The following is a 12,860-nucleotide window of genomic DNA, read 5'->3' on the forward strand; positions in this document are numbered from 1 at the left end:
GTAGTTTTTCCAACACAACTTTACTAAAAACCGCCGAGCTATATTCTCAGTCTTTACGGTATGTTCGAATGACTTTATGTCCATGACACCATTATATTATGGTGCCAAATCTTTTACAATCACCTAAAATTTTATACCTGGTTCCATTACTTCATCAGAGAGGTTGCTCCTTCAAAACCACATGGTGATGTATATTCAGGTACATTCACCATTCCCAGATTTTTGAAGTTGCCTTCCTGCCCCGATGAAATTCCAAGTATTTTTATTGATTGAACCGTTTTTTTTAACTCCCGTACAACACTCGAAAGCAAAAAGGTGCCAAAGGTTGTATATTGGTCAATTTCTTTAAGATCGATGGTCAAATGCTGACAATGGGGAGAAAGGGAGTCGTTCAGGAAAGAATAGATATCGTAAACCGTTTTGGGACTGAGCTCTCCCTGAATCTGAATATAAGACTCTTTGCCTGAATGTTTGAACAAAAAATTGACAGGGTTGTCCATGAGTTACTCCTTCCCCACGAAAGCTTCGAAGAAATAATTAGAGTTAAAGCAATTTTCATTCCAACTTCAAAAAGTCTGAATACAATACCTGAAGAAAGCTATAACTATCTTATTTATAAAGGGTAATTTATAATTGTTTTGACTTATTTTAAATCAGCCGTTCCCTCTTTGGTTATGGTGTTTTCACCATAATTGTGTTGCGGTAAGTTTGGCTATCTATCTGTAATCTTTGGAGTTTATTGGAAAGAAAGGGCTACTCCCTAAGCCAGAAGAGTTATGGGTAAATCCCCATAAGAGCATTGGATACATCTGAGCTTTTTGATGATTTAGAGGAACTCTTTCCTGTCAAGACCATACCTGACCAACTTCTCATAGAAGGTCTTATAATTCAATCCTGCCTGCTTGGCTGCCAGTGTAATATTTCCTCTGTTTTTGGAGAGCACTGCCTTCAGGTATTCATTTTCCCATGCATAAATAAGCCCTTTTTTCATTTCCCTGAAGGGCATGCTGGTATCGAGGGGCAAAGGTGAGTTGGCTTGCCTGGAGAAGGAGTTTACCTCGAATATAGGCGAATAATCAAACCTTTGAATTGTTGGCCCTTTTTCTATCAATACAGACTTTTCTATAGTATTTTCCAGCTCCCTTATATTCCCTGGCCAGTGGTACTGGAATAATAAATTTAATGCCTCAGGAGAAACGTTTTTTATCCCTCCGCTTCGAGGATCTCCGTATTTTTCCAAAAAATGGGAAACTAAAAGGGGAATATCGTCCAGTCTCTCTCTCAGAGGGGGAAGATTAATATATAAGACATTGATCCTGTAGTAAAGGTCTTCTCGAAATTTTCCCTGTTTTACACATTCTTCCAGATTTTGATTTGTCGCTGATATAACTCTGGCATCGACTTTTATAATCCTGTTTCCCCCTACCCGACGTATCTCCTTCTCCTGAAGAAATCGCAGCAGCTTTCCCTGGATGGAAAGGGGGCAATCGCCTATCTCGTCCAGGAACAGGGTTCCCTGGTGTGCCAACTCAAAACTGCCAATCTTCTGGTTGTGGGCACCTGTAAAGGCACCCTTTTCATGTCCAAAAAGCTCAGATTCCAGCAGGGTTTCAGGGATAGCAGCACAGTTTACCGTGATCAGAGGTTTCTTTTTTCGGGTGCTATGGTAATGGATAGCCTTTGCCACCAGTTCCTTTCCCGTTCCTGTTTCCCCCCTGATCAGGGTTGTGGTGTCACTCTCCGCAGCCAGGGTGATAAGCTCATACACCCTCTTCATCCTGTGGTTCTTCCCCACTATTTGATGAAAATCGTATCTTTCCTCGACCTCTCTCCTCAAGGAGACATTTTCCTCCATCAAGGCATGGGTCTGGAGTATCTTTTTCAGGGAGAGTTCCAGAAGATTTATATCAAAGGGTTTCTGGATGAAGTCATAGGCTCCCAGCTTCATAGCCTGAACCACCTGTGGTATCTCTCCGTAAGCGGTAACGATAACCACGTATATGTGGGGATAGGATTTTCTTATATTCTCCAGAAGCTGAAGCCCGTCCATACCCGGCATCTTCAGGTCGGTCACAACAATATTGAAATTCCTTTCCTCCAGTTTATTCAGGGCATCTGCCCCGTTTCTGGCAGTGGAGATTTCCAGCCCCATCCCTTTCAATGCCATCTTTAGCTGAACCAGAAATATCTCCTCGTCATCAACAATCAGTATACGTCTTTTCATTTGATCGACAACCTGACAACCATCTGGGTACCTTCACCTACCTTGCTTTCCACCAGTATCTCCCCCTTATGGAGGTTAATCATGTTCCTGGTAATAGCCAGACCCAGCCCAATCCCTTTATCCTTGGTGGTATAGAAGGGTTGAAATATCCTCTCGACTTCTTCTTCAGAGATTCCGCAGCCGGTATCGGCAAACTTCACCTCCAGGACATCGGCAGTTTTCCTGCTCCCCTCTTCCTCCCTGATGCAGGTGGTGATAGTGAGATTACCCCCATGTGGCATGGCCTCCATGGCATTTTTTACAATATTCTGGAAGGCATGTTTGATCTTGAAGCCATCCGCCCAGATCCTTTGAAGTTTCTTATCATAACGCTTGTTGACCTGAATATTTGACTTCCTGAACGCCTCCTCGACCTGAAACAGGACACCATCGAGGACATCATGGATATCTACCTTATTGCAGGTAAGCTCTACCGGCCTGGCATAGTCCAGGAGATCGGTTATAATCCTGTTGATAGAACCCACTCCATCCACGATTCCTTCGAGTGCAATCCTTTCTTCTTCATCAATAGTAGAATGTTTCTGGAAACACTGAACCCCTGTGAGGACCTGCTGTAAAGGATTCCTGATTTCATGGGCTACCCGGGCTGCGGTTTCCCCCAGGGCAGCCATCTTTTGAGACTGAAAAAGCTCCTTCTCCAACCGGTTCTGCTCTGTTAAATCCTGAATCACCAGAAGGATACCTGTCTCCTCCCCTGTTACCCTGGATAAAGGTATCTCTGAGATGCTCGCGTTCAAGACCTTTATCCCGTCTCCGGGGCAATGGTATCTTAATTCCAGCCCGTACAACGGTTCATGGCTCCTCTGGACCCTGTATAATTTCTCCTCTAACCTCTCTATGGGCAAAACATCTTTTAAGGGCTTACCACTGGCATCCCCTCTTGCGATCTGGAAGATTTCACAACAGCTCCTATTTGCCAGCATTATGTTAAACTCTTTATCCATTACCAGAAGTCCAGAGGGACTGTAAGATACTATATTCTCATTGAATCTTTTTAACAGCAGGTTTTCCATAGCTATACGCTGTTTTTCCAGGGCATTTCGGATTACTGCTCTCACCTCATCCAGATCCAGGGGCTTTATGAGGTAGGAGAACGCCCCTATACTAAGGGCATCTATTGAATTCTTGAGGGAGGCATTGCCGGTGATAATGATGCCCTCGGTTTGAGGAGAAATCTCCTTAACCTTTTTCAGAACCTCTATCCCGCTTATATCAGGGAGTATTATATCTATGAGGACGACATGGAAGAAAGTATGCTCTGCCTTAGCTACAGCTTCTTTACCTCTCTGGACGGCATCTACCTGATACCCTATATCCTGAAATACATCCTTCAAGACTTCGCAGAGTTCTTCCTGGTCATCAACTATCAGGAGGTTTACATTTTCAGACATCTTCTCCATTTTCCCTTCTCATACTTTGATCCCCTTCCTGTTACCCCTGCATATCTCATCCACTACATTTAATACCTCATCCATGTTCAGGGGTTTATAAAGGCAGGTATAGGCACTGCTGTCCAGTGCCTCTTCCACCAGTGCCTTTACTTCCTGTCGGTAACCCGTCATCATCACCGCACAGGCCAGGGGGTTAATCCCCTTAATAGCCTTATAGATCTCCAGTCCATTGAGTAACGGCATCTTCACATCAATGAATACAATGCAAAACTGTTTATCCCTGGCTAACTCGATGGCTCTTTGCCCGGAATCTGCGATAAACACAGTATGTCCCTTGGTCTGGAGGATGTCTCTCAGGTTATGGAGGATACCCTTATCATCATCGACTATCAGGATTAACCGTCCTTTCTCCTCCTTGAGAGATTCTTCGATAGCGATCAATAGCCTGCTGATATCCAAAGGCTTATAAAAGACGTCATAAGCCCCGGAAGCCAGCGCCTCCCCTACCAGGTCTTCCACAGCATAGGCAGTCATCATAATGGTTACTGTCCCGGAGCTGACCTCTTTTATCCGTTTGTAGGTTTCTACCCCGTCCATTCCCGGCATTTTTATATCCATAAGAATGAGGTCAAACCTCTCCTTCTTCACTGTGTCAATAGCTCTATGTCCATCCGGACAGACATATGCCTTGTAGCCCTTGAGTTCTAACACATCAGCCAGGTTGTAGGCAAAGTCCACGTTATCATCAACGATCAAGAGTCTGGTCTTTTCTACCATCTTCATCTCCTGAAAAAAAATTAAGGGTGTAAGGGTAACTTCGTCTAACCTATGGGTAATCTTATAGAAAAGGCGGTTCCTTTACCAACTTCACTTTCAACCTCAATTGTACCACCATGCCCTTCCACCAGAGACTTGCAAAGGGTGAGTCCAAGACCGATGCCAGCGGGCTTACTGGAAAAGAGGGGGGCAAAGATATTGCTCTTGTCTTCCCTGGAGACCCCACAACCAGTGTCTTTGAACTCTATCTCCTGGAAACCGTCTTTCTCTCCGGTTTTGATATGCAGCCTTCCTCCCCCGGACATTGCCTCAACGGCATTTGTAACCATATTTATGAATACCAACCGGAGTTGATCCTTATCCGCCTTAATTGCAGGCAGGGTGCTTTTCATGTCCTTAACTATTTCTATTCCTTCAGGCACTGCAATGTTGGATAACACATCATCAATAATATCGCTGACCAGAACCTCCACCAGGACGGGAGTCCTCATACGAGAAAAGTCCAGGAGGTCTGATATGATCTTGTCAGACAGACTTATCTGTCTTTCTATCCTTTGGAGGTGTTCTATAACCTTCTCTTCAGGATCCCTAAGCTTCATGTTGAGGTAGTAAACCGAGGATTTGATTACCGACAGGGGGTTTCTCAGCTCGTACCCTACGTGGGCGGCCAATTGCCCTATGGTAGCCAGCCTTTCCGTTTTAATGAGTTCTTCCCTGTTCGCTTTCAGCTTTTTCCTCATATCATCTAAAGAAGCAGCCAGGTCCCCGATCTCATCAGGTGATGACATCTTTACTTCATAATCCAGGTTTCCCTGAGCCACTGCCCCGGCAAAGTCCTTTAAATGACTTATGGGTGTTACTATGCCGGCAGAAAGGCGTCTTCCCAGGAATATAAGGGTAATAATGCCAGCGATGAATACTGCGATAGTAATCATGAAGTCTTTTCTATGAGATGAGCTTATAAGCCTGTCTGTCTCTGCCCTAAATTCCTCCATGATGGCATGTACTTTCCTTGCCTTTTTCCTCAGTTCAATCATCTGTTCCTGGCTTGGTCTGCCAGTGGCGACTATCTTTTCAAATACGGCTATGTGATCATCCAGTGCACTTATAAGTCTACCTTCACCCTTCCCTGCCTCTTTGATTCTGGCTATAGCATCTCTGAACCTTTCCATGGAGGTCTCTTTTCCCGGAGAAAACCGATCTTCTCCAAACAAAAGCCAGTTTTTCTCCTCTCTCCTTGCATCCAAAAAATTAATCTCTATTTCATCCAATCTCTGATGTACCTCAAGCCATTGGTCGGTCCTGTGGAGATATACTATATGTGTACCCCCTACTATGCCTACAAAAAGCAGGACGAATAGGGAAAGTCCAAGACTTAACCTTTTGCTGATCTTCATTTTTTCTTCCCTGTGGCTACACAGTAGACAGTGAAAGGTAAAGAGTTAAAATACATGTATTGCCTTTCCGTATACACTATGGGCAGCTTCCATCACGCTCTCGAACAGCGTAGGGTGGGCATGGATAGTGGCACTCAATTCTTTAGCTGTTATTCCCAGTTTGATAGTCAAAGCAATCTCATGGATCAATTCCGTTGCAAGGGGGCCTATGATCTGACCACCCACAATCTTTTCTGTCCCCTTTTCCACCACCAGCTGGACCGAACCAACAGCCTGCCCCATGGCCATGGCTTTACCGGATGCTGAAAAGGGAAACCACCCTGTCTTAACCTCTACCCCTGATGCCCGTGCATCATCTGCTGTCAGACCAACACTGGCTATCTCAGGGGAAGTATAAGCGCAACGGGGGATAACAGAATAATCAATTTTAGAGTCTATCCCCATGGCATTCTCAACTGCTGCAATACCCTCAGCATATGCCACATGGGCAAGGAGTATCCCTCCGGTAACATCCCCAACGGCATAAATACCCCTGATATTTGTCTCCATCCTGTCATTCACCAATATATTCCCTTTTTCATCGAGATTAACTCCCAGATACTCTAATCCAATGCCTTTTGAGTTGGGGATCCTTCCGATGGAAATAAGGAGCTTATCACCTGCAATCTCATCACCGTTGCCCAAAAGACAGGTAATGCCTTCATCTTTGTAAGAGAGCACATCCTTTACTCTGGTCTTCACAAGGATCTTAATTCCCCTTTTTCTCAGAATTTGTGTCATCTGCCTCGAAATCCTTTTATCCTCTCTGGGCAGTATCTGATCCATCATCTCAACCAGGGTGACCTTTACGCCTAAGGCATTGAAGAAACAGGCAAACTCTAACCCAATTGCCCCTCCTCCAATAATAAGGACACTTTTGGGTAGTTTATCCAGTTTTAGTGCCTGGGTACTCGTTAAAACGGAGGGGTGCTCAGAATTTAGGAGAGGCAGCATTGCTGGTTTAGAGCCGGTCGCTATTACGATCTTTGTGGCATCTATATCTTCAGCACCAGAAGGGGATTCCACCCTGATCTTTGTTGGTGAGATTAAAGTTGCAGTACCCCTGACAAATCTGATACCCCTTTTCTTGAATATCCCGTGTATACCATTGCCCAGGCCTTCGACAACACGACCCTTCCGTTCCATAATCTTTCCGAGATCAGCACGAACTTCGTTAACATAAACCCCAAACTCTCCTGCTTCCTTTATAGAGGTAAAGAGTTCAGCGGATGCAAGAATGGCCTTGGTAGGGATACAACCATGGTTGAGACAGGTACCTCCGATAGCATCCTTTTCTATAACAGTAACCTCAGCACCTAACTGTGAAGCCCTTATTGCCCCTACATAACCACCAGGTCCAGAACCGATAATAACGATCTTTTCCTTGCCCAAAAATTCCACCTCCCTCCTATGTACTTTAATCACTTTTAAATCTCATAACAAATTCATATACCCTATGTCAAGATATATAGTTTTCCCTTGACACCTTCTTTTATTCCTAGTAGCTTAGGTTTAACCTATAAGCCAAGGAGATGAATATGACAAGCCTTCAAGACGACCTTGCGAAGTCAAATAAAAAGTCTGTTATAGCCGTTTCTGGGAAAGGTGGTACAGGAAAGACGGTCATATCCACAATCATTATAAAACACCTAAAGAAGAAAGACTTGAAGATTCTGGCAATCGATGCTGATCCGGCAACGAGCCTCCCCCCTGCATTGGGTGTCAGTATCAAGAAGACCATAGGAGACATAAGAGAGACGCTCGTTCAAGGACCCGGAAGAGGTCCAACCACCGATTTGCCCGTTGATCTGATGCTGGAATATCAGATACGGGGTATCCTGGCTGAGATACCAAAAATCTCTATTCTGGCCATTGGTCGCCCAGAAGGTCCGGGATGTTACTGTCTTGTCAACGACATCCTCAGACATGCCATAGAAAAGTTCTCAGGCTATTATGATGTCACAGTAATCGACTGTGAAGCGGGTCTGGAACATCTGAGCAGGAGAACAACAAGAAGCGTTGATACCATGATCATAGTGACTGATGCCACTCAGAGGGGTATTAATACGGCAAAATTGATAAAAGAACTGGCAGAGAGTCTGGAGATAAATTTCTATAAAATATGCGTTATCCTCAATAGGGCATCGGAAGAACAGGCAAGAGTATTCAGCGAGAGTGCATCAAAATACGGAATTGAGCTTGCAGGGATAGTGCCGTATGATCAGAATATTACAGAGTACGATCTTGCCGGGAAGCCACTGATTGACCTGCCCGATGATTCCCCAGCTGTCATTGCCGTAGGGCAGATACTGGACAAACTAGAAATCCTCGTCTAGCACCCTGGACCTTACTGCCCCTTTTATCCAATTCTGGCATGCCTGGAGGGACTTCTCAGGGTCTTTAAAATTTTTCCATATCTCCTTATCTTTTGGGGTCCCCATAAATGGGTTTATGGTCCCTTCCAGTGAATTGGCGACCCATATCATCATCTTAACATTTTCCTTTAGTTTATCTATGTTTTCCCGGATGAAGTTTACAAAGGGAGCAGGACTTTTCTCTGAAGGAACTACCACTATGTGTTCAGCAGTTACCCCCTTTAATGTTTCCAGAATTTCAGCTATAAATACAATCGATGGAAATATAAAGAGCTGGAGTTCATGGTTGTCTTTAACTGCCTTAATGGTCTTACTGGTACCCTGTATCTCTGCCTGAATATCCGATACCTCATATCCTGATTTGCACATCAGATCCTTTACTGCATCCTCTACTATCCGGGAAACCATAGGGAACCGCAAATTGGCAAGACGTTTAAATCCCCTTTCCAGTTCCTCAGGCATGTACTTATGGGTGGGGGGGGTGTAAAATACCTCTCCCAGGTAGTTAAGCTGTACATGCATATCCGGAGAGAAAACAGAGAGGCGAATCTTTCCTGTTATACCGTCAAAGATCATCTGTTTTACATCACCTTCCAGTAGTTTTTCCAGCCTCTTGTTATCATCCTCAGTCAGACCGTCTATTTCTTGATCTATCTTCCACATCAATTCCTCAGCGGATACCGCCCTGTACTTCATCAGGTAACTCGATATATTCCCTAAAACCTTTGGTAATAAACTATCCATTTTAAGAGTCCTCCGTAAAAACTTAGGGTACAGTCATTCTTATCAATACACATATCGACGTCATTTTTTAAGGTAACACCTTTCTGCCGCTGAGTAAAGTCTTTTTTACACCCTGCACTTTCAGCTATCCAGCCCTTGAATTTTCAGTGGTTGCGTCTTATATTAGATGTGTTATTGATTGTATGCACAGCTTTCAAAAGATAGAAAATTCCATAAATGTTATTGACAACATCCCGCTATTTAATTATCTATAGAGGGTGCTGGTTTTTATTGCCTGTTTAATAGAACGAGACTTTTGAAAAATACGCACTTTGTCATTTCGACTGGAAGGAGAAATCTTACAACTCATTGATAAATAATAAGATTGCCACGTCGCTCCGCTCCTCGCAATGACAGTTTGTATAGATTCCTAAAGCCCTCAGAGCACTAATTCGGGAGATATTATGATTGCTTTAAATACAAAGACTGAAACAGATGAAAAGATAGAGATTAAGCTGAAGCTGTATGTGGATGAAATCTCCCTGACCTTGAATAAATTGGTTTGTATTAAATGCGATATATGTAAAACGGTTTGCCCAAAGGATGCTATCTCGGTAATTCGGGATGAAAAAGAGGTCAGGATTGATATTGATGAGGAGAAATGTGTCCTTTGCGAGGTCTGCTCTCACTTCTGCCCTGTATCAGCAATCACCCTAGCCTACAATAATGTTCCAAAAAGTATTCTTCTGGACAACCAGGGAGTACTTTCATTCCCAAAGAGGATAGAGATAGATACCAGCAGATGCCCCAGTCACTGCTCTAAAAACCCGGAGGGAGAACACCGGTGGTGTCGCAGAAATGACGAAACAATCGATAATACTTATGAAGACTGTCCCAAGTTCTGTTTTTTATGCGCTGAAAATTGTCCGAGAGACTTAATAAAAGTAGAGGATGAATCAGTAAAACCCAATGAAGCCCGATGTCTTGGCTGCCCCCATTGCCAGGACAATTGTGAGTATGGTTCAATAATCATAACCCCTGTATTTTCTGGAGAGATAGGTATTGACAGCAGGCTCTGCCCTGAAGAATGTACAAAGTGCATAGATATATGTCCAACTGAGGCAATCAGTCGAGAGGGGAAAGAGGTTTTTGTCAATGACAGATACTGCTCATTCTGTGGGGCATGTGTGAATATATGTGACAAAGAGGCGATCGACCTGAAAAGGACAGATGTGAAAGCGGAAGAGGGGGAGTTTACGGCTGTATGGTCGAATGCAGTAGAGAAGTTAATGGGTTGAGTTGTGAGTTACGGGTTACGGGGTTTGAAAAAGTATCCCTGAGAGCGAATTCATAGATTTTTTGGGGAACCCTTCTTAGCGAGCGTAATGTAGAAAATTAACATGTTTGACCCGCCATAGGCGGGGAGTTTGTTAATTTTCACTGGAGCGAGCTTAGATGGGTCAAAAAATGTATGCTGAAGCGAAAAGGGATACTTTTTCAAGGCGTTCAATAGGTTAGAATTAGGTGATTTCATGAATGAAGAGATACGGATAGGGGTATATGTATGCCATTGCGGTAAGAACATCGCAGCGGTTGTTAACCCTTCTGCTGTGGTCGATTTTGCATCTTCCCTGGATAACGTGGTTATAGCCAGGGAGAATACCTACTGCTGCGCTGAAACCGGTCAGGCCCAGATTAGAGATGACATAAAGGAACATAACCTCAATCGGGTTGTGGTAGCCTCATGTTCTCCCAAACTCCATGAGCCCACCTTCAGGAGAACAGTGTCAGAAGCCGGTCTTAACCCCTATCTTATGGAGATGGTAAATATCAGGGAGCACTGCTCCTGGGTCCATATGCGCGAGCCCGATGCGGCAACGAAAAAGGCTATGGACCTGGTCAGAATGGGGGTAGCAAAGGCAAGGCTTCTTCAACCATTGAGCGACAGAGAAGTGCCTACCACGAAAAATGCTCTGGTCATAGGTGGCGGTATTGCCGGGCTTCAGGCAGCTATTGACATAGCCAATGCAGGTCACCGTGTATACCTGGTCGAAAAGGCCCCTTCGCTGGGAGGTAAGGTAGCTCAACTGTCAGGTGTCTCACCATATCACCAATCTCCGGAATGCCTGCTTATCCCCATGATGACAGAGGCAATAATCCACCCGAATATAGAGGTGTTCACAAATGCCGAGGTAAAATCCGTAGATGGATATATAGGCAACTTCAAAGTTAAAATCATAAAACACCCCCGATATGTGAAGAAAAGCTGCATCCTGTGCGGTGAATGCAATGCTGTATGTCCTGTAGAGGTTAAAGATGAGTTCAATGCAGGAATGGATTTCAGAAAGGCTGTCTATCTTCCCTTTGAACAGGCTACCCCTTCTACTTATGTGATAGATATGGAACAATGCACAAGGTGTGGACTCTGTGTTGAGAGCTGTTCCGTAAATGCTATAAATCTGGAAGAGGGGGAAGAAGAGCTGGAGCTTGAGATTGGCAGTATCATAGTGGCAACCGGTTTTGAATCCTTCGATCCCAAGGATAAACCAAAATACAGTTATAGTCAATTCAAGAACGTCATAACCTCACTTCAACTGGAGAGGATGCTGGACACTGAAGGTCCAACGGATGGCAAACCCCTGAGACCTTCTGATGGCAGGAAGCCCACAAAAATCGCCTTTATACAATGTATTGGTTCCAGGGAGGAAGACGGGAACCAGTACTGTTCAAAAATCTGCTGCATGTCAACGATAAAACAGGCAAAGAGACTGAATGCCCTCTTCCCTGAGACTGATATAACTGTATATTACAGAGACATAAGGCTGCCAAAAAAAGAGCTTGAGGAGATGTATAGAGAAGTAAGAGAGGCGGGCGTACTTTTCGTAAGAGGGGAAATCAGAGAAGTATCGGAAACAGAGGGTAATAACCTGTTGATAAGTGCCTTCAGTGATACTTTAGCCGACTTAATCGTTCAAGATGTTGAAATGGTGGTATTGGCTGTTGGGCTTGAACCCTGTATAGACGGGAATTTAATAAAAGAAATAGTGAAGGTTCCCGTAAGCCCAGATGGCTTCTTTATGGAGGCACATCCGAAGCTTAAACCTATAGATACTGTTATTGACGGAGTCTTTCTGGCCGGCGCCTGTCTGAGTCCCAAAGACATTGCTGAGTCTATAGCTCAGGCAAGCGGGGCAGCGGCCAAGGTATGCGGCATTTTCTCAAAAGACAGGTTAAAGCTTGACGGGATAATATCGAAGGTAGATACAGAGGTATGTATTGGGTGCGGGATTTGCATAAAACAGTGTCCATTCCAGGCAATCATAGAAGAGGAAATTGAAGGAGAAAAAAAGGCAAAGGTTGTTGAGGCTGCATGTAAGGGTTGTGGTGTGTGTGCAGGAGCTTGCCCCACAGGGGCAATAGAGGCATTCAGCTTTACAACCGAGCAGCTGCATGCCCAGATAGATGCAGCACTGGAAGAGAATCCTGGAGAAAAGATAATCGCATTCTGTTGTAACTGGTGTTCCTATGCCGGCGCAGATTTTGCCGGTGTATCCCGACTGCAATATCCATCCAATGTCAGGATAATCCGTACCATGTGTTCAGGCAGGTTGAGCAAGGACATTATACTGTACGCCTTTGAGAAAGGTGCAGGAATGATTCTCGTTTCAGGGTGCCATCCCCCAGGGGATTGTCATTATGTATCCGGTAATTACAGGTGCGAAGAACGGGTAAATTCTTTAATGAAGAGCCTGCCTAAGAAGGGCATAGACCCAAAAAGGCTCAGGCTGGAATGGATATCCGCTGCAGAGGGGGTTGTGTTTCAGAGGGTTACTCAAGAGATGGCAAAGCAGTTGAAGGATTTAAAGGGGTAAGG

The 12,860-nt window shown here is 44.4% G+C and carries 10 protein-coding genes; 3 read left to right on the top strand and 7 right to left on the bottom strand.

Features of this window, described 5'->3' with window-relative positions; all coding sequences use genetic code 11:
• Positions 1-146: 146 nt before the first annotated feature.
• The 6 genes from AB1401_07740 to lpdA all read right to left on the bottom strand — a co-directional run bounded on the left by AB1401_07740 (position 147) and on the right by lpdA (position 7,280).
• A complete protein-coding gene (locus AB1401_07740; GenBank protein ID MEW6615340.1) occupies positions 147-500 on the bottom strand; it encodes a hypothetical protein in 354 nt (117 codons plus the stop codon).
• 326 nt (positions 501-826) lie between these two features.
• On the bottom strand, positions 827-2,224 hold the full coding sequence (locus tag AB1401_07745; GenBank protein ID MEW6615341.1) for a sigma-54 dependent transcriptional regulator: 1,398 nt from the start codon (positions 2,222-2,224) through the stop codon (positions 827-829).
• A complete protein-coding gene (locus AB1401_07750; protein MEW6615342.1) occupies positions 2,221-3,684 on the bottom strand; it encodes a response regulator in 1,464 nt (487 codons plus the stop codon). Before AB1401_07750 ends, AB1401_07745 begins: the two co-directional genes overlap by 4 nt.
• 9 nt (positions 3,685-3,693) lie before the next feature.
• Entirely contained in the window at positions 3,694-4,452 is a 759-nt protein-coding gene (locus AB1401_07755) for a response regulator (protein ID MEW6615343.1), read from the bottom strand.
• A 44-nt stretch (positions 4,453-4,496) separates the two neighbouring features.
• Positions 4,497-5,849, bottom strand: a complete 1,353-nt coding sequence (locus AB1401_07760; GenBank protein ID MEW6615344.1) for an ATP-binding protein — start codon at positions 5,847-5,849, stop codon at positions 4,497-4,499.
• Between the two features lie 45 nt (positions 5,850-5,894).
• Positions 5,895-7,280, bottom strand: a complete 1,386-nt coding sequence (lpdA, locus tag AB1401_07765) for a dihydrolipoyl dehydrogenase (GenBank protein ID MEW6615345.1) — start codon at positions 7,278-7,280, stop codon at positions 5,895-5,897.
• 146 nt (positions 7,281-7,426) lie between these two features.
• Between lpdA and AB1401_07770 the strand changes: the two genes are divergently transcribed.
• Positions 7,427-8,224, top strand: a complete 798-nt coding sequence (locus AB1401_07770) for an AAA family ATPase (GenBank protein MEW6615346.1) — start codon at positions 7,427-7,429, stop codon at positions 8,222-8,224.
• Here the strand turns inward: AB1401_07770 and AB1401_07775 are convergent.
• Complete coding sequence (locus AB1401_07775; GenBank protein MEW6615347.1) at positions 8,207-9,007, bottom strand: hypothetical protein; 801 nt, start codon at positions 9,005-9,007, stop codon at positions 8,207-8,209. The genes AB1401_07770 and AB1401_07775 overlap by 18 nt on opposite strands.
• Before the next feature lie 443 nt (positions 9,008-9,450).
• Between AB1401_07775 and AB1401_07780 the strand changes: the two genes are divergently transcribed.
• Together AB1401_07780 and AB1401_07785 are read left to right on the top strand one after the other, a co-directional pair.
• Positions 9,451-10,284 carry a 4Fe-4S binding protein gene (locus tag AB1401_07780; GenBank protein MEW6615348.1) on the top strand — a complete coding sequence of 278 codons (834 nt, stop codon included), beginning with the start codon at positions 9,451-9,453 and terminating at the stop codon, positions 10,282-10,284.
• A 234-nt stretch (positions 10,285-10,518) separates the two neighbouring features.
• Positions 10,519-12,858 carry a hydrogenase iron-sulfur subunit gene (locus AB1401_07785; protein MEW6615349.1) on the top strand — a complete coding sequence of 780 codons (2,340 nt, stop codon included), beginning with the start codon at positions 10,519-10,521 and terminating at the stop codon, positions 12,856-12,858.
• Positions 12,859-12,860: the final 2 nt, after the last annotated feature.

Source organism: Thermodesulfobacteriota bacterium (assembly GCA_040757775.1).
Taxonomy (GTDB): Bacteria; Desulfobacterota; UBA8473; order UBA8473; family UBA8473; genus UBA8473.